We start from the raw sequence: 24,101 nt of genomic DNA on the forward strand, positions 1-24,101 counted from the left end.
CGATGATCGACCCGACCGGACTGGCCGTCGCCCTCGCCGTGCTCGCCGCGGCCACCGTGTTCGGCCTGCTGCGCGCCCGGCGCGACGGCAGGCTCCGCGCCGCGAGCGGGAGCGCCGCTCTCCGCTTCTCCGCGGACGAGCTCGGCGACGACCTGGGCGCACGCGCCACCCTCGTGCAGTTCTCGACGAGCTTCTGCGCGAACTGCCCGGGCACCCGTCGCCTGCTGGCCGAGGTCGCCGGAACGGCCGAGGGCGTCCGGGTGATCGAGATCGACGCCGAGTCCCGGCTGGATCTCGTCCGCCGGGCGGACGTGATGCGCACCCCCACCGTCCTGGTCCTGGACCGGGCCGGCCACCTGGTGCGTCGTTCCTCCGGCGCGCCCGGCCGCGCCGAGCTGCTGACCGCGGTCGAGCTGGCCACCGCGGTCTGAGCGGCAGGCGCTCCCGGCTCAGCGGTCCAGGTCGGTGATCTCCGCGGCGAAGACGGTGCCCAGCGGCTCGGGCCCGACGTAACGCTGGCAGTTGCACTGCTTCGTCTCGTAACGCAGCACCTTGCCGTCGGCGTCCCAGGCCGCGGGGGCCTGGACCTCCTCGTGGCACTTGCCCGAGGTGTCGTGCTTGGCGAGATGGTGCTCGCAGCCGCAGATCGGCACGGGCGGGCGGCCCGCCGCCTCCAGTGCGTCCTGCTTCCGCGTGGTGGCCTCGATCCGGGCCAGCTGGCGTTCGTGACGGTTCTTCTGCGAACGCCGGACCGTGTCGCCGACCCAGCCGCCGCCACCCAGTACCAGCGGAATGAGCACCCAGACCCAACCGCCCATCGCTTCCCTCGCCCCCATGCCGTCCGCGCGCCGCGCGCCCGCGCGCGGTCCTGTCCGCAGCCTACCGGCCCGGACCAGCCGCGGAGAACGGCACGGCCGGGCCTAACCGGCTGCCGCGTCCCGGCGGGCGAACGCGGCGGCGAGGGCCGCGTCGGCCTCGGCCTCGGTCGTCGCGGCGAAGACCGGGTCCTCGCCACGCTCGTAGCCCCGGCCGTCGGCGCTCGCGACGGCCGCGTCCAGACCCATGATCGCGCCCAGGCCCATCGCCGGCATGTCGCCGTAGAGGCACTGGTAGGCGCCGGCCCTGATCGAGAGCATCTCGTGCCAGATGCCGACGGCACCGTTGCTCCTGAAGTACCGCTTCCAGAAGGCGTCCTGGGCCGGGCGGTGACCCCGCTCAGGGGCGTGCGCGAAGGCGCGGATGTCACCCGCGCGACGCCAGTACTGGACCACGGTGGCCTGGCCGGGGGCGGGACCCAGCAGCAGCCGGTAGCCGAGCAGACCGCTGTCCGCGTCGGCGGCGAGCTCGCGCAGCATGCGCGGCATCGCCATCAGCACGGGGAACCAGAAGCGCACCGCGCGCCAGCGGTTGACCCGCAGTCCGATCAGCAGGATCGCGACCGGTTCGTCGTTGACGGCGACGAAGCGGCCGCGCATCGGCCCGCGCCCGTACTCGGCCGTTCGGGGGCCGGGACGGGTCCATTCGGGACGGGCGAACAGGCGTATACCGTTGGCGATGTCGTTTCCACCCATGCATGGATAGTCGCACTATCCTTGCCGTCTGTCGACCCGTCAGAACGGAGATCTGTCCGTGCAGCTCTCGGAGTTGAGCGAACGCAGCGGGGTCTCCGTCGCCAGCGTCAAGTACTACCTGCGCGAGGGCCTGCTGCCCGCCGGCACACCCGTCAGCGCGCGGAAGGCCGACTACACCGAGGAGCACCTGCGCCGGCTGCGCCTGGTCAGAGCCATGCTGACGGTCGGCGGGATGTCCGTCGCGCAGGCGCGCGACGTGCTCGCCGTCGCCGAGGACCCGGCCTTCGGCCGGCACACCCGGCTGGGCGTCGCCCAGTACATGCTCCCCCCGCACGTCACGCCTCCGGCCGAGGACGCCCCCGAGCGGGACGCCTGGACCGCACTGCGGACGGAGGTGCTGACGCTGCTCCAGCAGGAACTCGGCTGGCGGATCCACGACGCCGCCCCCGCCCTGGACACCCTCACCCAGGCCGTCGGCACCCTGCGCGCCCTCGGCTACCGCGCCGGCGCGGACCTGATCCGCCGCTACGCCGAGGCGCTGCACCCGATCGCGGACGCCGAGTACCAGGTCATCGAGGAGTTCCCGGTGCTGGAGGCGGCCATCGAGGCGACGATCGCCTACACGATGCTCTACGAGCCCGTGCTGCTCTCCCTGCGCCGCCTCGCCCACGAGGACGTCTCGGCCAGGCTCCACGCGGAGCCCTGACCGGTCCCGCGGACCGCGTCAGCGACCGGCCGAGAAGACCCGCTCGCCGCCGACGAAGGTCTGCTCGACGCGGGTCGCGCCGATCTCCTTCGCCGGGACGGCGAACGGGTCGCGGTCGACGACGGTCAGGTCCGCGAAGGCGCCGGGGCGGATGACACCGGCGTCTTCGAGGTGGTTCACGTGGGCGCTGCCCGCGGTGTACGCGGCGATCGCGGTGGTCAGGTCGAGACGCTGCTCCGGCAGGAAGACCTCACGGTCGTCGCCGTGGTTGACCCGGTTCACCGCGACGTGGATGCCCTCCCACGGGTTCGGCGAGGAGACCGGCCAGTCGCTGCCGGCCGCCAGCGTCGCACCGGCGCGCAGCAGGTCGCCGAACGGGTACTGCCAGGAGGCCAGCTCTCCGCCCAGGAAGGGGATGCAGAGGGCGTCCATCTGCGGCTCGTGGGCGGCCCACAGCGGCTGCAGGTTCGCGATCGCGCCGAGCCGCGCGAAGCGCGGGACGTCGTCGGGGTGGACCACCTGGAGATGGGCGAGGTGGTGCCGGTTGTCGCGGTGCCCGTTGGCCTCGATCGCGGCCTCGACCGCGTCGAGCGCCTCGCGCACCGCGCGGTCGCCCAGCGCGTGGAAGTGGACCTGGAAGCCCAGCGCGTCGAGCTCGGTGACGTGCGAGCGCAGGGCGACGGGGTCCACGAAGCTCAGACCGGCGTTGCTCGTCGTGCAGCCGCAGGCGTCCTTGTAGGGGACGGTCATCGCGGCGGTGAAGTTCTCGGCGATCCCGTCCTGCATGATCTTGACGGACCCGGCGCGGAACCGGCCCGCCGTCAGCTTGTCGCGTCTCGCGACCAGCTCGGGGATCTGCTCGGCGCCGCGCTCCCTGTCCCACCAGAGCGCGCCGTTGACGCGCGCGGTCAGCCGGCCGTCGGACGCGGCGGCGAGGTAGGCGTCGGAGACGTCGGGCTGCCCGTTGAAGACGCCGAGGATGGCGTCCTGCCAGGCGGTGATGCCGAGCGAGTGCAGGTGCGCCTGCGCGCGCAGCAGCCCCTTGACCCGGTCCTCGACCGTCGCCTTCGGCACCATCCGGGCGACCAGCACGGTCGCCCCCTCCTGCAGCATGCCGCCGGGCGTCCCGTCGGGCTCGCGCTCGATCCGGCCGTCGGCGGGGTCGGGGGTGTCGGCGGTCAGACCGGCGAGTTCGAGGGCGCGGGTGTTGGCCCAGGCGCCGTGGTGGTCCCTGTTGAGCAGGAAGACCGGCCGGTCGGGCACGATCTCGTCGAGCTGGGCCCGGCTGGGCAGCCCGCCGTCGAACGCCTCCATCGACCACCCGGCGCCGGTGATCCACGGCCGGGTCGGCTGCGCGGCGGCGTACTCGGCGATGCGGCGCCGGTACTCACCGAGGTCGGTGGCACCGGTCAGGTCGCACTCGCCCATCTCGACGCCGGCGTACACGGCGTGCACGTGGGCGTCCTGAAAACCCGGCAGCAGGGCGCGTCCGCGCAGGTCGACGATCTCGGTGCCGGGGCCCGCGAGCTCCCGCAGGTCGTCGTGGCCGACGGCGAGAACCCGCCCGTTGCGGACGGCGACGGCGGTCGCGCGGGTCCGCGCGGCGTCCATCGTCAGAACGGGGCCGCCCACGAAGAGGATGTCGATGTCGTTCGCCATGCGGTCTCCCCCAGTCAACGGCGTTGTCACCGCCCAACATGCTAACCGCAACCATCCCCCGGCCTGCGCAGACACCCCCTCGGGGAGACTCACTCACCCGAGGAACCAGGCAGGTGCTCAGGGGCGCGAGGAACTGCGCGAGAAACCACCCGAGGTGGATGGCCCTGCGCGTTGAGGACCATCCGTATGCGGGTGGCTTGTCGCGCACGCAGTTGATCAAGCAGAGCCTCGCGCCCCTGAGGTGGTGCAACTGGCCCTCTGCTCGAAGACGCCGCGCCGGCGCGCCAGAGGCGCGCAGTTCCCCGCGCCCCTTGAGGTTGCCACGAGCCCGCCGTCGCGAAGCGTGCCGGTTCAGGCGTCCAGCTGCTCGATCGTCGCGATCGAAGGGGTCTGCGCACGCAGGTCGCGGGCGACGACCTCCGCGTCGCGGAGGACGCGGACCGCGTTGCCCCAGGTGAGCTTGGCGAGGTCCGCGCGGGACCAGCCGCGCCGCATCAGCTCGGCGATCAGGTTCGGGTAGCCCGCCACGTCGTCCAGGCCCTGCGGGGTGAACGCCGTGCCGTCGTAGTCGCCGCCGACGCCCACGTGGTTGACGCCGGCCACCTCACGCATGTGATCGAGGTGGTCGGCGACCGTCGCCTCCGTCGCGACCGGGCGCGGGTTCGCCGCCTCGAACTCCGCCTGGACCGCGAGCCCGGCCGGCGAGAGGTCCAGCGGGTGGAAGCCGTGCTCGACCATGTTCGCGTCCGCGTCCTGCGTCCAGGAGACCGCCGCGGGCAGCACGAACTTCGGCACGAAGGTCGCCATCGCCACGCCGCCGTTCGCCTGCAGCTGCGCCAGGACGTCGTCCGGGATGTTGCGGGGGTGGTCGCAGACCGCGCGCGCGGAGGAGTGCGAGAAGATCACCGGCGCCCGGGTCACCCGCAACGCCGACCGCATCGTCTCCGCGGACACGTGCGAGAGGTCGACCAGCATGCCGAGGCGGTTCATCTCACGGACGACCTCCTCGCCGAAGCGGGTCAGGCCGCCGGCCTTCGGTTCGTCCGTCGCCGAGTCCGCCCACGCGGTGTTGTCGTTGTGGGTGAGCGTCATGTACCGCACGCCCAGCGTGTGCAGCGCCCGCAGCGTGGCCAGCGAGTTGTTGATGGAGTGACCGCCCTCGGCCCCCAGCAGCGAGGCGATCCGGCCCCTGGCCCGCGCCTGCTCCATGTCGTCCGCGCTCAGCGCCAGCCGCAGCCGGTCCGGGTAGCGGTCGACCAGCGTGTGGACGCAGTCGATCTGCTCCAGCGTCGCGCTGACCGCGTCGTCCCCGGCCAGGCTCGAGGGGACGTAGACGGACCAGAACTGCGCACCGACCCCGCCGGCACGCAGCCGGGCGAGGTCGGTGTGCAGGTGGGCGCGCTGGTCGGTGCTGATGTCACGCCGGGTCAGGTCGTAGCCGACCTGCTCGCGGAGCTTCCACGGCAGGTCGTTGTGGCCGTCCACGATCGGGTACTCGGCGAGCAGGCTCCGCGCCTGCTCCAGCAGCTCCGCCGACTGCGTCACGGTGCTCAGCCCCCGAAGCCGAAGCTGCCGCCGCCGCCCGCGACCTTGGACCGCAGCTTGCGGCCCTTCTCCGCGGCCTGCTCGTTCAGCTCCTGCTGGAAGTCGGCCATCCGCTGGGCCAGGTCGGCGTCGAACGCCGCCAGCAGCCGGACCGCCAGCAGGCCCGCGTTGCGGGCGCCGCCGATGGAGACGGTGGCCACCGGCACCCCGGCCGGCATCTGCACGATGGACATCAGCGAGTCCATGCCGTCCAGGTACTTCAGCGGCACCGGCACGCCGATGACCGGCAGCGTGGTGACCGAGGCCAGCATGCCCGGCAGGTGCGCCGCGCCGCCCGCGCCCGCGATGACCGCCTTGAGGCCGCGGCCCGCGGCGTGCTCGCCGTAGGAGATCATCTCGCGCGGCATCCGGTGCGCGGAGACCACGTCCACCTCGAAGGGGACCTCGAACTCCTCCAGCGCCTGCGCGGCGGCCTCCATGACCGGCCAGTCGGAGTCCGAACCCATGACGATCCCGACGAGCGGACGCCCGTTCTCGGTCATTCTGTGATGTCCCCTCGGAGGTAGGCGGCGGCGTGACGGGCGCGTTCGCGCACGTCGTCCAGATCGTCGCCGAAGACTGTGACGTGGCCCACCTTACGGCCGGGCTTCACGTCCTTGCCGTACATGTGGATGCGCAGCCCGGGGTCGCGCGCCATGCAGTGCAGGTACGCGCTGTACATGTTCGGGTAGTCGCCGCCGAGCACGTTCACCATGACCGTCCAGGGCTGCCGCGGCCGCGGGTCGCCCAGCGGCAGGTCGAGCACGGCCCGGACGTGGTTCTCGAACTGCGAGGTGACCGCGCCGTCGATGCTCCAGTGGCCGGAGTTGTGCGGACGCATGGCGAGCTCGTTGACGAGCACCCGGCCGTCGCGGGTCTCGAAGAGCTCCACGGCCAGGTGGCCGGTGATGTCCAGCTCGCCCGCGATCCGCAGCGCCAGCGCCTGGGCCTCGGCGGCGAGCGCGTCGGACAGCTCGGGCGCCGGGGCGGTGACCTCGTGGCAGATGCCGTTGACCTGCACGGACTCGACGACCGGGTACGCCACGGCCTGCCCGTGCGGGGAGCGCACGACATCGGCGGCGAGCTCCCTGACGAAGTCGACCTTCTCCTCGGCGAGCACCGGCACCCCGGCCAGGAACGGCTGGGCGGCCTCGGTCTCGTCCGCGACGACCCAGACGCCCTTGCCGTCGTACCCCCCGCGGGTGGTCTTCAGCACGACGGGGTAGCCCTCACCCTCCTGGGCGAACTTCGTCACGTCGGCGGGGTCGGCGACCAGGCGGTGCCGGGGGCAGGGCGCGCCGATGGCGTCGAGCCTGGCCCGCATCATGCCCTTGTCCTGGGCGAAGACCAGCGCGTCGGGGCCGGGGCGGAAGACGACGCCTTCCGCCTGCAGCGTGCGCAGGTGCTCGGTCGGCACGTGCTCGTGGTCGAACGTGATCACGTCACAGCCCGCCGCGAAGCGGCGCAGCGTGTCGAGATCGCGGTAGTCGCCGAGCACGACGTCACCGACGACCAGGGACGCCGAGTCCTGCGGCGTGTCCGCCAGCAGCTTGAACCGCACGCCGAGCGGGATCGCCGCGTCGTGCGCCATTCGGGCAAGCTGCCCGCCACCGATCATGCCAACCACGGGAAAAGTCACATGGCCAGGATATCGGTCCCGGAATGAACGGATCCGCGCAGGCCACAGATGGTGCGAATCGGACAGGCTTCCGCGAAGATTTAACAAGAGAAGTATTTGTCACACCGGAGTGCGCTATATCGTCGTCGAGAACACCCCCACGCGCTCCGACAGCAGAGACGGACCCAGCCATGACCGCAACCCCCCTCGGTGGCGACCGTACGCCCGGTACGCTGCGCCGCCTGCTGAACGAGGTGGCGAAGTTCGGCATCGTCGGGATATCGGGTGTGGTGATCCAGCTGATGGCCCTCGCGGTCCTGCTGGACTTCATGCAGACGGTCCGCGCGAACATCGTGGCGACGTTGATCGCGATCGCGACCAACTACGTCGGCTACCGCTACTGGGTCTACCGCGACACGGACAAGAAGACCCGCTCGCGGGAGATCACGCTGTTCCTGATCTTCAGCGGCGTCGGCCTGGTGATCCAGAACGGCGTGCTCTACGCGCTGACGTACGGCCTGGACTTCCACACCAAGCTGGAGAACATGATCTGCAGCATGGTCGGTATCGGCGTGGCCACGCTCTTCCGGTTCTGGGCCTACCGCACCTGGGTCTTCAAGAACGGCGTCCCGCAGGCCGAGGCGGCGATCGAAGCCGCGGAACAGATCCTCGCCGCGGAACACGTCCACCGCGCACCGGCGTACCGCTCCGGCTCCTGAGGTAGTCGCACCACCCCAGGGGCGCGCGGGCGCGAGCCCTTGAGCGGAGAGACGGCTGCACTTCCCCGGGGGCGCGAGGAACTGCGCGAGAAACCACCCTGTGCGGATGGCCCTGCGCGTTGAGGACCATCTGCATGCCGGTGGAATCTCGCGCAGTTCCCCGAGCCCCGGGGGAGTGCAACTGTCCGAGTCAGTCGTCTGAATGCCCCGCCAGGAACAGCGCGAAGACCGGGGGCCGCTGCGAGAGCAGCTCCAGGCGGCCGCCGTCGGCCTCGGCGAGGTCGCGGGCGACGGCGAGGCCGATGCCAGTCGAATTGTGGCCGCTGACCGCGCGCTCGAAGACCCGCGCGCCCAACTCGTCGGGGACGCCCGCGCCCTCATCCTGGACCTCGATGACGACCTTGGTGTCACGGACCCTGGTCCGCAGCGTGACGGACCCATCACCGTGCATCAGCGAGTTCTCCACCAGCGCCGCGATCACCTGGGCCACCGCGCCCGGCGTGCCCACCGCCCAGAGTCCCGGCGGGCCCTCCAGATACAGCTTCCGCCCGTAGCGCCGCAGCGCCGGGCGCCACTCCTCGGCCTGCTGCTTGATGACCTCGTCCACGTCGAAGGCGACAGCCGACGTGTTCCGCGACTCCCTGCTGTTGGTGAGCAGCCGCTGGACCACGTCCGTGAGGCGTTCCACCTGGCCCAGCGCGATCGCGGCCTCCTCCTTCACGGTGCCGAGGTCGTCCGTCTCGACGATCTCCTCCAGCCGCATCGAGAGCGCAGTCAGCGGCGTGCGCAGCTGATGGGACGCGTCGGCGGCCAGCCGGCGCTCCGCCGTGAGCATCCGGCCGATCCGCTCCGCGCTCTGGTCCAGGACCTCGCCGACGCGGTCGAGCTCGGCCATGCCGTAGCGGCGCTGCCGCGGACGCGGGTCGCCGGAGCCGAGGCGCTCCGCGGTCTCCGCCAGGTCGAGCAGCGGGCGGGTGATCCGCTTGGCCTGCCACAGGGCCAGCGCCATCGCCGCCGCGATCGTCAGCGCGGCGACGCCGACGAGCAGCAGAAGCATCCGCAGCACCGAGGCGTCGACCGGCTCGCGCGACTCCTGGACCACGACGGTCTCGCCGTGCGGGCCGGTCTCGGTCGCGGTGACCGGGTTGCCGCCGCGCGGCGGGCTGCCGAGCGTGATCGGCTCGTGGCCCGGGATGCTGATCGTGGCGTAGCGCTCGGAGCCCTTGTCGTTCAGGCCGGTCAGCGCCGCCGGGTCGATCGGCTCCCTGGCCGCGTAGCGGTTCTCGACCACGCCGAGCAGATGCAGCGCCTCGGTCCGCACCGAGTCCTGCGCCGCCCCCTCGATGCTGCGCTTCTCGACGAGCGCCAGCGGCACACTGAACAGGGCGACCGTCACCAGCACCACGGCCAGCGTGGAGTTGAGCAGCCTGCGTTTCACCGGACCGGTCCCGCCTAGCCCTTTTCGAAGCGGAAGCCGACGCCGCGCACCGTGGTGATGTAGCGGGGGCTGGCCGCATCGTCGCCGAGCTTCTTGCGGAGCCAGGAGATGTGCATGTCCAGGGTCTTGGTCGAGGTCCACCACGTGGTGTCCCAGACCTCGCGCATGATCTGCTCGCGGGTGACCACCCGGCCGGCGTCCCGGACCAGGACTCTGAGCAGTTCGAACTCCTTGGCGGAGAGCTGCATCTCCTCGTCGCCGAGCCAGGCCCGGTGCGAGTCGACGTCGATCTTGACGCCGTGGGCGCCGGTGGTCAGGTCCCCGGTGCCGCGGCGGAGCAGCGCGCGGACGCGGGCCAGGAGCTCGGCGAGGCGGAACGGCTTGGTGACGTAGTCGTCCGCGCCGGCGTCGAGACCGACGACGGTGTCGACCTCGTCCGCGCGGGCGGTGAGCACCAGCACGGGGAAGCCGTGGCCCTCGGCGCGCAGCCGACGGGCGACCTCGAGACCGTCCATGCCGGGAAGGCCGAGGTCGAGCACCAGCAGGTCGACGCTGCCGCCCGTGCTCGCGGTCTCCAGGGCGGAGGGCCCGTCCTCGCGGACGATCACCTCGTAGCCCTCGCGGCGCAGCGCGCGGGCGAGGGGCTCGGAGATGGCGATGTCGTCCTCGGCGAGCAGTACACGCGTCATGGCTCGATCGTAGTCCGCCCCGGCACCGGCGTTCCGCTTCCATCGAACGGAGCATGACGGCCCGTCCTGCCGGGCTGAACGCTCCTGCCTGCCCTAACGTCGTCAAAAGGTATGAACCACCTGAATACGGCAGCGGGTCGGACGGCCGGCGAGAGGCGGATCGCGCGATGGCTCAGGATGTGGTGCCGGACCTGTCGGAGCGGCCGCACCGCACCTTCTTCGGGCATCCCTGGGGGCTGGCGACCCTCTTCACCACGGAGATGTGGGAGCGGTTCAGCTACTACGGCATGCGGGCGCTGCTGGTCCTCTACCTGACCGCCACCCCCGCCGAGGGCGGGCTCGGCTACTCGGCCAGCACCGCCACCGCGATCTACAGCGTCTACGTGTCGATGGTCTACCTGCTGACGCTGCCGGGAGGCTGGGTCGCGGACCGGGTCTGGGGGCCGAAGAAGACCGTCGCCGTCGCCGGCGTCGTCATCATGGCCGGCCACTTCACCCTGGCGGTGCCCTCCTCCGGCGCGTTCTTCGTCGGCCTGGTGCTCATCGCACTCGGCTCCGGCCTGCTGAAGGCCAACATCTCCACGATGGTCGGGCACCTCTACAACGGCCCCACCGACCCGCGCCGCGACGGCGGCTTCACGATCTTCTACATGGGCATCAACCTCGGCGCCTTCTTCGCGCCGCTGGTGATCGGCACGGTGGGCCAGCGGGTCAACTGGCACCTCGGCTTCGCCCTGGCCGGGGTCGGCATGGGCATCGGGCTGACCATCTACCTCTTCGGCATGCGGACGCTGAGCCACCACAGCGACGCCGTGCCCACGCCGCTCAGCCACGCGGAGCGGCGCACGGTGCTGCGCAAGGGCCTGTTCTGGCTGGCCGTCGCCGCCGTCTTCTACGGCATCGTCGGCGGCACCGGCCACTACACGCTGAACTGGGTGACCATCCCGCTCACGATCATCGGCCTGGTCTTCCCGGCCTGGACGCTGATCCGGATCAAGCGGGACCGCGACCTCTCCGCCGAGGAGAGCACGAAGATGACCGGCTACATCTGGTTCTTCGTCGCCGCCGCCATCTTCTGGATGATCTACGACCAGGGCGGCTCGACCCTCAACATCTTCGCCCAGGACAACACCGCCAACAGCCTCCTCGGCGTGCACTTCCCCTCGAGCTGGTTCCAGTCGCTGAACCCGCTCTACATCATGGCCCTGGGCCCCTTCTTCGCCTGGCTCTGGCAGTGGCTCGCGGCCAGGAACAAGGAGCCGGAGACGGCGACGAAGTTCTCCATCGGCCTGTTCCTGGTCGGCGCCTCCTTCGCGGTCTTCCTGATGGCCCTGGCGGCGTCCTCGGGCGGCACCAAGGTCACCCCGCTCTGGCTCTGCGTCGTCTACCTGATCCAGACGGTGGGCGAGCTGTGCCTCTCGCCGGTCGGCCTGTCGGTGACGACCAAGCTGGCCCCGGAGAAGTACGGGAGCCAGATGATGGGCGTGTGGTTCCTCGCGGTGACCGCCGGGGACTGCACCACCTCGCTGGCGACCACGGCCGGGGCCGATCTCAACAGCACGGCCTACGTCACGGCGGAGGTGGCGCTGGCGGTGCTGGCGGGCGTGGCGATCCTGCTGAACCGGAGGAAGATCCGGCAGCACCTGGGCGAGGTGCGCTGAGAACCATCTCACAGCGGGGAACCGGAACGGGCCCACCGGCGTGCCGTCGAATCAGGCGCACACACCCGGCCATGGCATAGGATTCGCAGGCAGAGGCAGCCTGAACCGGAGGAATTGCAGTCAAGGGCGGGTAAGTTCCGAAACGGGCATTGAGATCAATCAGCTTGATCATGGCCAAACACGCTCAAAAGCTGACCTACAGTGTTCCGAATCCCGTAGTCCCGTTGCAAGGAACCTGCCGTGCCGCCGATACCTGTCGACGTCGTCGCCGAGGCCACCGCCACCGCTACGAACGTCCCGAGCCAGAAGACCTTCCTGGGCCACCCCCGTGGACTGTCGACGCTCTTCATGACCGAGATGTGGGAGCGCTTCAGCTTCTACGGCATGCGCGCGCTGCTGGTGCTCTACCTGGTCGCCCCGGCGAGCCAGGGCGGCATGCACCTGAACGCCGCCACCGGTGCCGCGATCTACAGCGTGTACAACGCGATGGTGTACCTGCTCGCCCTTCCCGGCGGCTGGATCTCCGACCGCTTCTGGGGCGCGCGGAAGACCGTCATGATCGGCGGCATCGTCATCATGATCGGCCACTTCCTGCTGGCCGTCCCCGCCTCGGTGTCCTTCTTCGTCGGCCTGAGCTTCATCGCCCTCGGCTCCGGCCTGCTCAAGGCCAACATCTCGACGATGGTCGGCCACCTCTACCCGGACAAGAACGACCCGCGCCGGGACGGCGGCTTCACGATCTTCTACATGGGCATCAACCTCGGCGCCTTCGCGGCCCCGCTGGTGATCGGTACCGTGGGCCAGAAGGTCGACTGGCACCTGGGCTTCGCCCTGGCCGGCGTCGGCATGGCGCTGGGCCTGATGGTCTACATCTTCGGCGGTCGCCACCTCAGCCCCACCAGCTCCGTCGTCACCTCGCCGCTGCCCGCAGCCGAGCGCGCGCCGCTGGTCCGCAAGGGCCTGTTCTGGCTGGCCCTGGCCGTCGCCTTCTACGGCGTCGTGGCGCTGACCGGGCACTTCTCGATGCAGTGGGTCATCTGGTCGCTCACCCTGGTGGGCCTGGTCATCCCGATCGTGGTCTTCGCCCGGATCAAGCGGGACAAGGACCTCTCCGGCGACGAGCGCAACAAGCTCTCCGGCTACATCTGGTTCTTCGTCGCCGCCGCGATCTTCTGGATGATCTACGACCAGTCCGGCTCGACGCTGAACCTGTTCGCCCAGAACAACACGGCCAGCAAGCTGTTCGGCTTCGACTTCCCGAGCAGCTGGTTCCAGTCGCTGAACCCGCTCTACATCATGGCGCTGGCCCCGGTCGTCGCCTGGCTGTGGGTGTGGCTGCACCGCCGCGACAAGAACCCGAGCACGGCCGTGAAGTTCGGCATCGGCCTGGTGCTGATCGGCGTCTCCTTCGGCGTGATGATGCTGGCCATGGCCGCGGCCTCGGGCGGCGTCCTGGTCACCCCGCTCTGGCTGGCACTGGTCTACCTGATCCAGACGGTCGGCGAGCTGACGCTCTCCCCCGTCGGCCTCTCGGTGACCACCAAGCTGGCGCCGAAGAAGTACGCCAGCCAGATGATGGGCATCTGGTTCCTCGCGGTCACGGCGGGCGACTGCGTCGCCGCCGTGCTGCAGCAGTTGATGGGCGACGCCTTCCTCAGCACGGCGTCCTTCGCGATCCAGGGTGCCGCGGCCGCGCTGGCCGGTGTCGGCATCTGGATGTACCGGCGGAAGGTCCGCGCCCTGATGGGCGACGTGCACTGACCCGACCGGTCACGAGCGAGGAGGGCGCCCCCGGACGGGGGCGCCCTCCGGCGCGTTCGGACCGCGGAACGGTGATCAGCCCTGCTTGCGCAGGCGACGCCACGGGGTCAGCACGAACACGGCGGCGCCGAGCAGCAGCACGGTTCCGCCGACCAGGCCCAGCGCCCGGTAGGGGGCGCTGCTGCCACCGGTGTTGGCGAGCCCGCCGTCGGTGTTGCCGCTGCTGCCGCCGCCGTTGATGCCGTTGGAGGCGGCCGCGGTCACCTGGAGGGTGAGCGAGGCACCGGGCTTGCCGGCGGACTTGCAGGTGGTGGTCGTGCCCAGCGCCTTGATGGTCAGCACCCCGGGGGCGAACTTCACCTCGCCGGTGTGGGCGGGGGTGTAGGTCCCCGACATGTCGCTCGGCTTGATGGGCGTGTTGGCCGGGATGGCCGCGGCGTTGGCCTGGCCGTTCAGGGTGAGCGTCCCGTTGTCCGCCCCGGCGACGACGACCGTGGTGCTGGGCACCATCGCCCCGGCCGGGATCGCGACCGGGGAGGAGGAGACGCCGCCGGCGAAGGACTCGGTGAGGGTGTACTTCTCACCGGACTTCACCGCGCTGATGGTGATGCTGGAGGTGGCGGACCTGTTGCCGATCGGCGTGACGCAGTTGTAGTCGACGCTGACCGGCGTGCCGGGGAAGTTCCCGCCCCCGCCGCCACCGCCCGTGCTGCCGCCGGACGTGGTGCCGCCCGTGGCCCCGCCGGTCGTCGTGCCGCCCGTCGTGGTCCCGCCGGTGGTCGTCGTCTCGCCGGAGGTGGACGAGCCGACCTGGAGGGTGAGCGAGACGCCGGACGCCCCGCTCGGGGTGCAGGTGGTGGTCGTGCCGAGGGCCTTGATCGTCAGCACCCCGGGGGCGAGGGTGACCGTGCCGACGTGGGCCGGGGTGTAGGTGCCGGTCATGTCGGTGGGCTTGATGGGCGTGTTGGCCGGGATGGCATCCGGGTTGCCGGGACCGTTCAGGGTCAGCGAACCCGAGTCCGCACCTCCGAGGGTCACCTTCGTGCTGGGCACCATCGATCCGGCCGGCAGCTCGACGGGCGAGGAGGAGACGCCGGCGGCGAAGGACTCGGTGAGGGCGTAGGCGTCACCGGACTGCACCGCGCTGATGGTGATGCTCGACGTGGCGGACTTGTTGCCGATCGGCGTGACGCAGTTGTAGACGACGTCGACCGGGGTGCCGGGGAAGTTCCCGCCGCCGCCACCGCCGCCGGTGGTCCCACCGGTCGTGCTGCCACCGGTGTTCGTCCCGCCGGTGGTGCCGCCCGTCGTCCCGCCCGTCGTCGTACCGCCCGTCGTACCGCCCGTCGTCGTGCCGCCCGTCGTCCCGCCCGTGGTCGTCCCGCCTCCGCCCGACGCGACGGTCAGCGTGAGGCCGGGCGCCGGCGTGGCGTCCGGCTTGCACGAGGTGTCCGTGGACATCACGTTGACGTTGTAGTCGGTGGGTGTGAAGGTCACGCTGCCCGCCGCGGTGAGCTTCACGGTGGCCTTCATGTCCGACAGGACCATGGGCGAGTTCTTCGGGATCGGCGGGTTGGTCCGGGTCCCGGAGACCGCCAGACTGCCGGTCTGTGCGCCGCCCATCGCCAGATGGCCGGTCGGCAGCACGGAGTTGGCGCCCAGGTCGATGTAACCCGGGTTGTCGGAGGCCGCCTTGACCGTCTTCCAGGTGATGGTGACCGTGTCGCCCACGGCTGGGCTGGGATTGTCGCTGGTGATCTCGACCGTCGTGGTGCCGTGCACCTGACTGCCGATCGGCGGATTGCAGGTGGTGGCGAAGCTGAGGTCGGCGGCGGACGCGCTCGGCGCGGCCGCCAGGAGTGAGGCGCCGACCAGGGCCATCACGATGCCCCCGGCCAGCCGGATCCTGTTCACGTGTCAGTGGGCCTTTCCGGTTGGGGTGGTGGGACCAGGGGTGCGGGCCTGGGGTGGTGCGGTCGTGGTCACCGTGCCGGGGGCGAACCAGGGCAGGGTGGGCTCGGAGGCCTGCGGCGGCGGGACGACCGTCGGCGCGTAGACCGGCATCGGCGGCAGCACCTGCGTCGGCGCGGCGTCGGACCCGGCGTCGGACGCAGGACCGGCGCCCGTCCCTTCCGCGCCGGGCAGCGGGTCTCCCGCGCGGCGGCGTCCGAGACGGGCGCGGCGGCGCTCCCGGTGCCGGTCGGTCACCTCGGGGCGGACCCTGTCCAGCACCGCGAGGCCGATCCGGAAGAGACCCACCGCCACGACGATCCCGAGCAGCACCCAGAAGACGTCCACGCCCCAGGCCACCGGCAGGTCCTCGCTCTCGGTGGCGAGGGTCCTGCCCTGGTAGCGGAGGGCCACGAAGTAGCGGCCGTCGGCGCCGGAGTCGAACTGCACCGGGAGGTCGATCTCGACCTTCTGGCCCGGCTGCAGGACGCCCTGCCAGGGCGCGGCGCTCCAGTCCGGGGCCAGGACCGAGTGCCAGGTGCCGAGCTCGAACTCCGGGTTGACCAGCGGGCTGCCGCCCATGTTGGCGACGATCGCCTTGAGGGTGCGGCTCGGCGGCGCGCCGAAGGTGTTGAGCCAGCCGCTGTCGCCGCTCAACGCCGCACTCAGCAGCACGAGTTGGCCGCTGCCGGCGGCGTCCTGCGGGATCGGCCGGGTCGGTGCGCCGATGACGTCGAACGGCGTGTTCAGGCTCTGCTGCGGTCCGGTGACGGTGCTGACGTGGATGACGCAGGGGCAGGGCTGCGGCGGCGTCCGCACGTCCAGCTTCTGCACGAAGCGGCCGGTCGCGTCGGTGGTGACCGCCCGTCCTGAGGCGTTGGCGCAGTCGTCGGTGCCGGCGACCGCGTCCTGGCCGCAGAGCAGCACGGTGAGCAGCGCGTGCGCGGGCCAGCCCGACCCGGCGACGGTGGTGGTCGTGCCGGGCTTGGCCGCGTCCGGCAGCGGCGCGGCGACCGGGCCGCCGGCCGCGCGGGCGGCGCCGGCCGGGAACACCACGACCGCCAGGGCCAGCAGCAGCGCCGGGAACAACCGCCTCAGCAGGTCGGCTCCGGTGACCTGCAGCGTCCGGGGGCCTCTCACGCCGCGACCTCCGCGGGCTCACGGGTGCGACGGCCGCCGCCCCGGTGGATCCTGCGGCGCTTCAACCGCCACCGGAGCCACCAGCCCGCGCCGGCCAGCAGGACGGCGACCACGGCCACCACGAGCCAGGGCACCGCCAGATAGTCGCAACCGCCCTGCGCGCTCGTCGTGACGTCGCTCGCCTTGACGGTCACCGTCACGTCGTCGAACTGCGGCGGGCTCGGCAGCGCCAGGGTCAGCTGCACGGACTGGCCCGGCAGCAGCTCGATCCCGGTGGCCGTCGGCGGTCGGTGGTAGACGGATCCGAACCAGCCGGTCTCGCTGATCTCGACCCGCGGGTGCAGCGTCGCGTTGCCGTGGTTGGTCAGCGTGTAGTGCAGCGTGGCCCGGTTCGCGCCGAACCCCGGGACCGGCGGAGCGGTCCGCTGCACGCTGACGGAGTCGACACTGAGCGAGGGCACGGAGGTGCCCGAGACGTGCAGGTAGATCCGCGCGCCGACGGCGCGCTTGATCGCGACGGAGGTCCCGCCCTTGGTGGCGGTGGACTCCGCGCTGGTCTCCACCGCCACGACGGCGCCCGGGTGGTCGCCCGGTTCGGCGGTGACGGGGATGGCGATCGTGAAGGGGATGTCGGCGCGGGTCCGGGCCGGCACGGTCAGCCGTGTGGCGTTCAGCGTGAGCCACTTGCCCACGCCCGTCATCGTCTGGTCCACGGTGCGCAGCGCGAAGCCGCCGTCGCGGGGGGTGTTGTAGGCGTCCGCACCGTACAGCTGGAAGGTCATCGGCTTGTCGGTCAGGTTGACCACGGAGACGTGGTCGCTGACGGTCCGGCCGGGAGCGGATTCGAGGTAGAAGTACTGCCGGTCGCTCGGCCCGGGTGTCGCCGTGCCGGCGGGCGGGGTCGGGAAGACGGCCCAACTGCCGTTGTCCGCCGCGTGTGCGGCGCCCGCGCCGCCCAGCAGCAGCACGCCGAACGCCAGCAGCGCCGCGAGCGCCGCGGCGAGCGCGGTGGAGAGTGCTGTGGGCAGGGACGGTCGGAGCGGCGGCCGCGCGTGCCGTGTCGGTGCGGGCGGTGGTACCGGCATGGGTCAGCCTCCCCTTGCGGAGCCCGGGGGTGTGCGCCCCCGGGCTCCTCGGACAAGTACGGTGGTGCGTCTCGCGCGGTGCCCCTTACGCCAGGGTCAGCGTCAGGGTGGAGCTGTAGCCGCCGGGGGCGGCGAAGGTCGGGACGGCGAGGCTCAGGCCCGCGTCCACGGTGAACGAGCCACCGGTCAGCGTCCCGGCCGGCGTACTGGCCAGGGTCGCGCCGGTCGCACCGACGGCGCCGGCGGAGCCGGGGACGCAGGTGCTCGGGCTGCCGGCCGCGGTGGTGCAGGCCGGCGTCCAACTGAGCGCCGCGGCCGGGATGCTCGCACCCGGGCCGGTGAAGGGGGTGTTGCTGGCCGACAGGGTCCACCCGGTGGTGCCACCGCGGTAGTCCTGGACGGTGACGGTGTTCAGGGCGCCGGTCGAGGCGCCGCCGGTGCCGAAGTTGACCGGGGTCATCGTCACCGTGCTACCGGTCTGCGTCATGCTCAGGGTCCCCGCCAGAACGGTCGAGTTGAGCGTCTGCTGCAGGTCGCCGGGCTTGACGGTGGCGGTGACGGTGAAGGGCATCGGAGCCGCGGCCTTGGTCGGGTCGTAGGTCGAACCCTCGAAGGCGATGATGCCGGTCGTGGTCGGGGCGTTGACGGTCAGCGTCCCGTTGATGTGACCGGTGGCGTCGGAGGTCACCTGGGTGACGTCACCGGTGCCGGAGGTACCGGCGAAGCCGGCGATGGTGACCGTGGTGCTCGGGGTGAAGCCCGCGCCGGTCACGCTCACCGCGGTGCCCGCCGGACCCTGCTGGGGCGTGTCGGTGGCGGTGCGGTTGTTCGGGATGGTGACGGTCAGCGAGTTGGACGTCGGCGCGGGCGGCGTGTCCACGGTGCAGACCGTGTTGGTCCCGGCCACGCTGATGGTGTCCCCGTCCGGCGCGAAGTTGATCGTGCCGGTGGCCGGCGCGACGAAGGTGCCGGTCAGCTTGATCTCGGGGAACGCGCCGCCCGGCGGGATGGCCGGGTTGTTGACGTCCGCCGTCGAGGCGGCGACCTGGACCTGCGCGGTCGAGGCCCCGCTCAACTGGACGTCACCGCTCGCGCTCACGCTGCCGGCCGGAACCGTGAAGCTGGAGACGTTGCCCGAGGCCGCCTGGACGATGTCGAAGGTCACCGTCACGGTCTCCCCCGCCGTGGGCGTGGTGTCCGAGAGGCTGATCTTCGCCTGCGTGGTGCCGTGCTGAGGGGGCAGACCGGCGATGGCCGGCGGCACACAGGTGGTCGCGTACGAGACGGTGTTCCCCGCGGACGCGGCGGCGTGGGCCGGCCCCGCCAGTGCCAGTGGCGCGCCGACGACGAGGGCGGCGGCTCCGCCCCAGGCCGCGAGGCGCCGTGCGGGCGTTCTCGTGAGGTGCTGGAACACGTTGGTGGTGCTCCTTTCGGTGGTCGGACGGCGTGCGCGCCCAGTGCGTGCCCGCCGTCACGGTCACCGCGGCTGATCCGGCCGAGAGGTGCGGCCCCGGACTATCCTGTGATCGGCGCTACGGTGCCGTGCGGGCCGACCGCCCTGATTCCCTTGCCGTGGACGGGGTGGTCGGCCTCGTGCACAGGGAAGTCCCATCCCCCCTGCAGGCCAATATTGACGACCCGTCAGATTTAGAAGTCAAGGCCGTTGCGGTCACTGACGGACACTGGGGCGACCCGGACGGTTGCGGCGGGTGAGCCACAGCGCGCCGGACACGCCCACGAGCAGCACGGTGCCGCCGAAGAGACCGAAGGCGACGGCGTCGTCGGCCGGTCCGGTCTGGGGGAGCGTGCCGCTGCCGCCGGTGGACCCGCCGGTGCTGCCGGTGCCACCGGTCGTGGTGGTGGTTCCACTGCCCGAGGCGCTGGTGACATTGAGGGTGAGCGCGACGGGAACCCCGCTCGCGGTGCAGGTGGTGGTGGTACCCAGCGCCTTGATCGTCAGCACCCCGGGGGTCAGCGTGACCGAGCCGTTCTTCCGTGGCGTGTAGGTGCCGGACATGCTGCCCAGCCGGATGGGCGTGTTCGCCGGAATGGTCGCCGAGTTGCCGGTGCCCTGCGCGACGAAGCTGCCGCTGTCCGCCCCGCCGAGCATCACCTTCACGCTGGGCACCATAGCCCCGGCCCCCAGGGCCACCGGACTGGACGAGACCCCGTTGGTGAAGGTGACGGTCACCGCGTAGTGGGACCCGCTCTGCGTGGCCTCGACGTCGACCTGCGAGGTCGCCGACTTGGTACCGATCGGCGACGCGCACGAGTAGTTGACCGCGACGGTCGAGGCGTGGGCGGGTGTGCCCGCCAGCCCTGCGCAACCGAGGGCGAGCAGGCCCGCCGCGACCCCCTTGGTGATCTTTCTGCTGCTGCCGCTCACGCTCGCCCTCCTCCGGGCCGTGCACCTTACTGACGCATCGTCAGATTCTCGCTGACGGTACGACAGGCACACGGCAGGGGGAACCCTCGTGCAGCGACCTTCTCAGTGAGCAATGGGAGCGTCGTGGTGCGCGAGCGCAGCCGGAGACGGTCAGACGACCCGCACGCCCCCCTGCCAGACACCGCTGACCAGGGGGACACCGGGCCGGTAGGCGAGGTGCACGTGCGAGGGCGCGTCCAGCAGCGCGAGATCGGCGCGCGCGCCGATCCCGAGGCGCCCGACGTCGGACCGGCGCAGCGCCCGTGCCCCGCCGAGCGTCGCGGCGACGACCGCCTCGTCCGGCGTCATGCCCATCTCCCGCACCGCGACCGCGATGCAGAACGGCATGGAGCTGGTGAAGCTGGACCCGGGGTTGCAGTCGGTCGAGAGCGCGACGCTCACGCCGGCGTCGATGAGCCGACGCGCGTCCGGGTAGACGGCGCGGGTGGAGAACTCGGCGCCGGGCAGCAGTGTGGCGACGGTGGTGGCGTGCGCGTCGGCGAGCGCCTTCACGTCCTCGTCGGTCAGGTGCGTGCAGTGGTCGGCGGAGGCCGCGCCGAGCTCGACGGCGAGCTGGACGCCCGGCCCCGCGGTCAGCTGGTTCGCGTGCACGCGGGGGGTCAGCCCCCGGGCCGCCCCGGCGGTGAGGATCGCCCGCGCCTGGTCCCCGTCGAAGGCCCCGCGCTCACAGAACACGTCGACCCAGCGCGCGTGCGGCGCGCAGGCGTCGAGCATGGGCCCGGTGACGAGGTCGACGTAGGCGGCCGGGTCGTCCGCGAACTCCGGCGCGACGACGTGGGCGCCGAGGTAGGTGGTCTCCTCGGTGTGCGCGCCGGCGATCCGCAGCGCCCTGGCCTCGTCCTCGACGGTCAGCCCGTAGCCGGACTTCACCTCGACGGTGGTGGTGCCCTGCCGCCTCATCTCCGCCACGAAGCGGCGGACGTTCCCGTCCAGCTCCGCGTCACTGGCGGCACGGGTGGCGGCGACGGTGGTGCGGATGCCTCCGGCGGTGTAGCTCTGCCCGGACATCCGCGCGTTGAACTCGGCGGTCCGGTCCCCGGCGAAGACGAGATGTGAGTGCGAGTCGACGAACCCGGGAATCACCGCCCGCCCGCCCGCGTCCACGCGGTCGTCGGCGTCCGGCGCGGCAGCGGCCGCGCCGACCCACGCGACGCGGTCACCCTCGACGACGAGCGCGGCGTCGGTCAGAGTGCCGAGCTCGGGGTCGTTTGTCAGGAGTGACCCGATATTGGTGATCAGCGTGGACATTTCGCTCCTTCGGATGGGCCATCAGGGACGCGAGGAACTGCGCGAGCAACCACCCTGCGCGGACGGCCCTGTGCGTTCGGCCGGCCAGCTGCGTGGATGGCTTGTCGCGCAGTTCCTCGCGCCCCTAGTTGTTGCAACTGCCCCGCCATCGCGAAGCGCGCCAAGCTGCTCGCGCCCACGCGGCGGAGCCGCATGTCAGTAAAGCCTCGCGCCCCTCAGCGAAGTGCCGCGATGGCTTCGTGCAGGGCCTTGCCGGTCTCCGGGACGGTGACGTGGACGCCGTCGCGGACGATGACGCGGCCTCCCACGACGACGTCGCGGACGTCCGCGGACGTCGCCGCGAAGACCGCCGTCTCCGCGCCCAGCCGGGCCGAAGGGCCGGCCGTGCGGGGGGTGTCCAGTGCGATGGAGCAGAAGTCGGCGAGCGCTCCGCGCTCCAGACGGCCGGCATCGTCCCAGCCCAGGCTGGCGTGGCCGTCCTCCGTCGCGGCGCGCAGCAGCGCCGCCGCCGTCCAGTGGCCACGGCGCTGCGTCGCCAGCCGCTCGTTCAGCTCCAGGGCGCGCGCCTCCTCGAAGAGGTCGATCACCGCATGGCTGTCCGAGCCCAGCGAGATCGGGCAGCCTGCGCTCGCCAGCTGCCGCGCCGGGCCGATGCCGTCGGCCAGGTCCCGCTCGGTCGTCGGGCACATGCAGATCACCGTCGAGGTGTCCGTCAGCAGTCGCTGGTCCTCGCCGGTCAGGTGCGTCGCGTGCACCACGGAGGTGCGGGGCCCGAGCACGCCGTGGCGGGCGAGCAGCTGCGTCGGCGTCATGCCGTGCGCGTTCTGGCACGCCTCGTTCTCGGCGACCTGCTCCGACAGGTGCACGTGCAGCGGTGCGCGCCGCTCCTTCGCCCAGGCCGCCACCACGCCCAGCTCGTCCGCGGGCACCGCCCGCACCGAGTGGATCGCCGCGCCGATCTTCGCGTGGTCGCGGTCCTTGAGCTGCGAGACCCGCGAGGCCCAGGCTTCCGCCGTGACGTCGCTGAACCGCTCCTGGTGCCGGTTCGGCGGCTCGCCGAAGCCGGAGGAGAGGTAGCAGGCGTCCAGCAGCGTGATCCGGATCCCGGCCCGCGCGGCCGCCTCGATCAGCGCCTCGCCCATCGCGTTCGGGTCGGCGTAGGGGGTGCCGCCCGTCTGGTGGTGGACGTAGTGGAACTCGCCGACCGCGGTGACGCCCGCGAGGGCCATCTCCGCGTAGACCGCCGTCGCCAGCGCGAGGTAGTTGTCCGGGGTCAGCGCGTCGGCGGCCCGGTACATGGTGTCGCGCCAGGTCCAGAAGGTGCCGCTGCCGACCTGTACCGCGCCGCGCAGCGCGCGGTGGAAGGCGTGCGAGTGGGCGTTGGCGTTGCCGGGCAGGGTGAGTCCGGTGAGCACGGTCGCGCCGGCCGGCGCGGGGCCGCTGTCCGGGGTGACCGAGCTGATCCGTCCGGTGGCGTCGACCTCGATGAGGACCGCGTCCTCGACCGCGGGCAGCGCCCCGCCCTCGCGGCGCAGCCACGCGTGCGGTGCCCAGAAGACGCTCGTCGCGGGTGGCGTCAACGACATGCCAGTGCCTCCAGTACCTTGGCCAGCGCGGCGACCCCGGCCAGGCAGTCGAGCTCCTCGGCCGATTCGTCCGGCGAGTGCGAGATGCCGGTGGGGTTCCGCACGAACAGCATCGCAGTCGGGATCGCCGAGGAGAGGATTCCGGCGTCGTGACCCGCCCCGGTCGGCAGGACCGGGGTGTCCGGGCCGAGCACGGCGACCAGTTCGTCGCGCAGCGGGGCGTCGAAGTCGACGACCGGCGTGTACGACTCGCGGACGATCTCGGCCCGCACGCCGTCGCGCTCCGCCCGCTCGCGGGCGGCCGTGCCGATCTCCTCGACCAGCGCCGTCAGCGTGGCCTCGTCGGCCGCACGGGAGTCGAGCCAGCCGCGCACCAGCGAGGCGATCGCGTTGGTGCCGTTGGGCTCGACGCTGACCTTGCCGAAGGTGGCCAGCGCACCGGCCAGCCGGGCCTTCTTGCGGGCGGCGAGGACCGTGTTGGCGTAGGTGAGCATCGGGTCGCGCCGGTCCTCCAGGCGCGTGGTGCCCGCATGGTTCGCCTCGCCGTGGAAGTCGAAGCGCCAGCGCCCGTGCGGCCAGATCGAGGAGGCCACGCCGACCGCGTGCGGAGTGTCCGCCAGGAACCGGCCCTGCTCCACGTGCAGCTCGACGTAGGCGCCGACGCGCGCGAGGCGCGCCGTGTCCCGGCCGATGCCCGCCGGGTCCTGCCCGGCGGCCTCCATCGCGTCCGGCAGCCAGACGCCGTCCGCGTCGCGCAGCTTGTAGGCCTGGTCCTGCGTCAGCACACCGGCGGTCAGACGGGAGCCCACGCAGGCGACGCCGAAGCGCGCGCCCTCCTCGTCGACGAAGTTGGTCAGCGCGATCGGCCGCGTGGGCCGTACGCCCCTGGCGAGCAGCGCGTCGAGCGCGGAGAAGGAGGAGATGACGCCCAGGGGTCCGTCGTAGGCGCCCCCGTCGGGGACGGAGTCGAGGTGGGAGCCGGTGACGACGGCCCCTTCGCCCTCGGGGTCCCCGTACCAGGCCCACTGGTTGCCGTTGCGGTCCACCTCGTAGGTGAGGCCGCGCTTGCCCGCCTGCTCCTCGAACCACGCACGGCACTCGGCGTCGGCGCTGGTCCAGGCGTGCCGGCGGTAGCCGCCGGACGCCTGGTAGCGGCCGACGGGGAGGAGCTCGTGCCACATCCGGCGGTAGCCGTCCGCGGCGTCGCCGAGCTCCTCCTCGTAAGCCTCAGTCATCGGTG

The 24,101-nt window shown here is 72.0% G+C and carries 21 protein-coding genes; 5 read left to right on the forward strand and 16 right to left on the reverse strand.

The annotated features are described in order from the left end of the window. Positions 1-2: 2 nt before the first annotated feature. Positions 3-431 (forward strand): TlpA family protein disulfide reductase, encoded by a 429-nt coding sequence (locus BS83_RS23180; RefSeq protein ID WP_037605495.1) that lies wholly within the window; start codon positions 3-5, stop codon positions 429-431. 18 nt (positions 432-449) lie between these two features. Here the strand turns inward: BS83_RS23180 and BS83_RS23185 are convergent, their stop codons facing one another. Beyond that, the gene (locus BS83_RS23185; protein ID WP_037605498.1) at positions 450-818 is read right to left on the reverse strand and encodes a hypothetical protein; all 369 of its coding nucleotides are present in this window, start codon (positions 816-818) and stop codon (positions 450-452) included. A 102-nt stretch (positions 819-920) separates the two neighbouring features. Beyond that, positions 921-1,571: a monooxygenase family protein gene (locus BS83_RS23190; protein ID WP_063774216.1), complete on the reverse strand. Its 651-nt coding sequence runs from the start codon at positions 1,569-1,571 to the stop codon at positions 921-923. A 58-nt stretch (positions 1,572-1,629) separates the two neighbouring features. On the opposite strand from BS83_RS23190, the gene BS83_RS23195 reads away from it, so the two are divergent. Then, a complete protein-coding gene (locus tag BS83_RS23195) occupies positions 1,630-2,277 on the forward strand; it encodes a MerR family transcriptional regulator (protein WP_037605501.1) in 648 nt (215 codons plus the stop codon). An 18-nt stretch (positions 2,278-2,295) separates the two neighbouring features. Here BS83_RS23195 and BS83_RS23200 read toward each other — a convergent pair whose 3' ends face one another. From BS83_RS23200 to BS83_RS23215, 4 genes are all read right to left on the reverse strand, one after another. Further along, on the reverse strand, positions 2,296-3,936 hold the full coding sequence (locus BS83_RS23200) for an amidohydrolase (protein WP_037605504.1): 1,641 nt from the start codon (positions 3,934-3,936) through the stop codon (positions 2,296-2,298). Positions 3,937-4,287: 351 nt separating this feature from the next. Next, complete coding sequence (locus BS83_RS23205; protein WP_037605506.1) at positions 4,288-5,481, reverse strand: dipeptidase; 1,194 nt, start codon at positions 5,479-5,481, stop codon at positions 4,288-4,290. A gap of 5 nt (positions 5,482-5,486) precedes the next feature. Beyond that, the gene (gene purE / locus BS83_RS23210; protein ID WP_037605507.1) at positions 5,487-6,023 is read right to left on the reverse strand and encodes a 5-(carboxyamino)imidazole ribonucleotide mutase; all 537 of its coding nucleotides are present in this window, start codon (positions 6,021-6,023) and stop codon (positions 5,487-5,489) included. Next, positions 6,020-7,159, reverse strand: coding sequence for a 5-(carboxyamino)imidazole ribonucleotide synthase (locus BS83_RS23215; protein ID WP_084713904.1), 1,140 nt, complete (start codon positions 7,157-7,159; stop codon positions 6,020-6,022). The genes purE and BS83_RS23215 overlap by 4 nt, the downstream gene beginning before the upstream one ends. A gap of 170 nt (positions 7,160-7,329) precedes the next feature. Here BS83_RS23215 and BS83_RS23220 point away from each other — a divergent pair, with 170 nt between their 5' ends. Then, positions 7,330-7,857: a GtrA family protein gene (locus BS83_RS23220; protein ID WP_051943682.1), complete on the forward strand. Its 528-nt coding sequence runs from the start codon at positions 7,330-7,332 to the stop codon at positions 7,855-7,857. 190 nt (positions 7,858-8,047) lie between these two features. Here BS83_RS23220 and BS83_RS23225 read toward each other — a convergent pair whose 3' ends face one another. After that, positions 8,048-9,295: an ATP-binding protein gene (locus BS83_RS23225; protein WP_037605510.1), complete on the reverse strand. Its 1,248-nt coding sequence runs from the start codon at positions 9,293-9,295 to the stop codon at positions 8,048-8,050. A gap of 14 nt (positions 9,296-9,309) precedes the next feature. Beyond that, positions 9,310-9,984 (reverse strand): response regulator transcription factor, encoded by a 675-nt coding sequence (locus BS83_RS23230; RefSeq protein WP_037605512.1) that lies wholly within the window; start codon positions 9,982-9,984, stop codon positions 9,310-9,312. Between the two features lie 167 nt (positions 9,985-10,151). Between BS83_RS23230 and BS83_RS23235 the strand changes: the two genes are divergently transcribed. Both BS83_RS23235 and BS83_RS23240 read left to right on the forward strand, forming a co-directional pair. Then, the gene (locus tag BS83_RS23235) at positions 10,152-11,645 is read left to right on the forward strand and encodes a peptide MFS transporter (protein WP_037605513.1); all 1,494 of its coding nucleotides are present in this window, start codon (positions 10,152-10,154) and stop codon (positions 11,643-11,645) included. Between the two features lie 249 nt (positions 11,646-11,894). Continuing rightward, complete coding sequence (locus BS83_RS23240; RefSeq protein WP_037609701.1) at positions 11,895-13,406, forward strand: peptide MFS transporter; 1,512 nt, start codon at positions 11,895-11,897, stop codon at positions 13,404-13,406. Positions 13,407-13,481: 75 nt separating this feature from the next. On the opposite strand, the gene BS83_RS42050 is transcribed toward BS83_RS23240, so the two are convergent. The 8 genes from BS83_RS42050 to BS83_RS23280 form a co-directional block, all read right to left on the reverse strand. Further along, positions 13,482-15,320, reverse strand: a complete 1,839-nt coding sequence (locus BS83_RS42050; protein ID WP_051943684.1) for a hypothetical protein — start codon at positions 15,318-15,320, stop codon at positions 13,482-13,484. A 3-nt stretch (positions 15,321-15,323) separates the two neighbouring features. Continuing rightward, positions 15,324-16,496, reverse strand: coding sequence for a neocarzinostatin apoprotein domain-containing protein (locus BS83_RS23250; protein WP_051943686.1), 1,173 nt, complete (start codon positions 16,494-16,496; stop codon positions 15,324-15,326). Next, complete coding sequence (locus tag BS83_RS23255; protein ID WP_051943688.1) at positions 16,493-17,581, reverse strand: hypothetical protein; 1,089 nt, start codon at positions 17,579-17,581, stop codon at positions 16,493-16,495. Before BS83_RS23255 ends, BS83_RS23250 begins: the two co-directional genes overlap by 4 nt. An 85-nt stretch (positions 17,582-17,666) precedes the next feature. Continuing rightward, a complete protein-coding gene (locus BS83_RS23260; protein ID WP_037605515.1) occupies positions 17,667-18,995 on the reverse strand; it encodes a WxL domain-containing protein in 1,329 nt (442 codons plus the stop codon). 255 nt (positions 18,996-19,250) lie between these two features. Beyond that, on the reverse strand, positions 19,251-19,967 hold the full coding sequence (locus BS83_RS23265) for an LPXTG cell wall anchor domain-containing protein (protein WP_051943690.1): 717 nt from the start codon (positions 19,965-19,967) through the stop codon (positions 19,251-19,253). Between the two features lie 150 nt (positions 19,968-20,117). Then, positions 20,118-21,275: an imidazolonepropionase gene (gene hutI, locus BS83_RS23270; RefSeq protein WP_037605516.1), complete on the reverse strand. Its 1,158-nt coding sequence runs from the start codon at positions 21,273-21,275 to the stop codon at positions 20,118-20,120. A gap of 215 nt (positions 21,276-21,490) precedes the next feature. Beyond that, positions 21,491-22,861: a formimidoylglutamate deiminase gene (locus BS83_RS23275; RefSeq protein ID WP_084713907.1), complete on the reverse strand. Its 1,371-nt coding sequence runs from the start codon at positions 22,859-22,861 to the stop codon at positions 21,491-21,493. After that, positions 22,852-24,096 (reverse strand): allantoate amidohydrolase, encoded by a 1,245-nt coding sequence (locus BS83_RS23280; protein WP_037605518.1) that lies wholly within the window; start codon positions 24,094-24,096, stop codon positions 22,852-22,854. Before BS83_RS23280 ends, BS83_RS23275 begins: the two co-directional genes overlap by 10 nt. Between the last annotated feature and the right edge of the window lie 5 nt (positions 24,097-24,101).

The organism is Streptacidiphilus rugosus AM-16 (assembly GCF_000744655.1).
GTDB lineage: Bacteria > Actinomycetota > Actinomycetes > Streptomycetales > Streptomycetaceae > Streptacidiphilus > Streptacidiphilus rugosus.

What these genes read in the sequence shown, in the direction of transcription:
- BS83_RS23180 (WP_037605495.1), top strand. Translation starts at nt 3, where the DNA reads ATGATCGACCCGACCGGACTGGCCGTCGCCCTCGCCGTGCTCGCCGCG.
- BS83_RS23185 (WP_037605498.1), bottom strand. Translation starts at nt 818, where the DNA reads ATGGGCGGTTGGGTCTGGGTGCTCATTCCGCTGGTACTGGGTGGCGGC.
- BS83_RS23190 (WP_063774216.1), bottom strand. Translation starts at nt 1,571, where the DNA reads ATGGGTGGAAACGACATCGCCAACGGTATACGCCTGTTCGCCCGTCCC.
- BS83_RS23200 (WP_037605504.1), bottom strand. Translation starts at nt 3,936, where the DNA reads ATGGCGAACGACATCGACATCCTCTTCGTGGGCGGCCCCGTTCTGACG.
- purE (WP_037605507.1), bottom strand. Translation starts at nt 6,023, where the DNA reads ATGACCGAGAACGGGCGTCCGCTCGTCGGGATCGTCATGGGTTCGGAC.
- BS83_RS23220 (WP_051943682.1), top strand. Translation starts at nt 7,330, where the DNA reads ATGACCGCAACCCCCCTCGGTGGCGACCGTACGCCCGGTACGCTGCGC.
- BS83_RS23230 (WP_037605512.1), bottom strand. Translation starts at nt 9,984, where the DNA reads ATGACGCGTGTACTGCTCGCCGAGGACGACATCGCCATCTCCGAGCCC.
- BS83_RS23235 (WP_037605513.1), top strand. Translation starts at nt 10,152, where the DNA reads ATGGCTCAGGATGTGGTGCCGGACCTGTCGGAGCGGCCGCACCGCACC.
- BS83_RS23255 (WP_051943688.1), bottom strand. Translation starts at nt 17,581, where the DNA reads ATGCCGGTACCACCGCCCGCACCGACACGGCACGCGCGGCCGCCGCTC.
- hutI (WP_037605516.1), bottom strand. Translation starts at nt 21,275, where the DNA reads ATGTCCACGCTGATCACCAATATCGGGTCACTCCTGACAAACGACCCC.
- BS83_RS23275 (WP_084713907.1), bottom strand. Translation starts at nt 22,861, where the DNA reads ATGTCGTTGACGCCACCCGCGACGAGCGTCTTCTGGGCACCGCACGCG.
- BS83_RS23280 (WP_037605518.1), bottom strand. Translation starts at nt 24,096, where the DNA reads ATGACTGAGGCTTACGAGGAGGAGCTCGGCGACGCCGCGGACGGCTAC.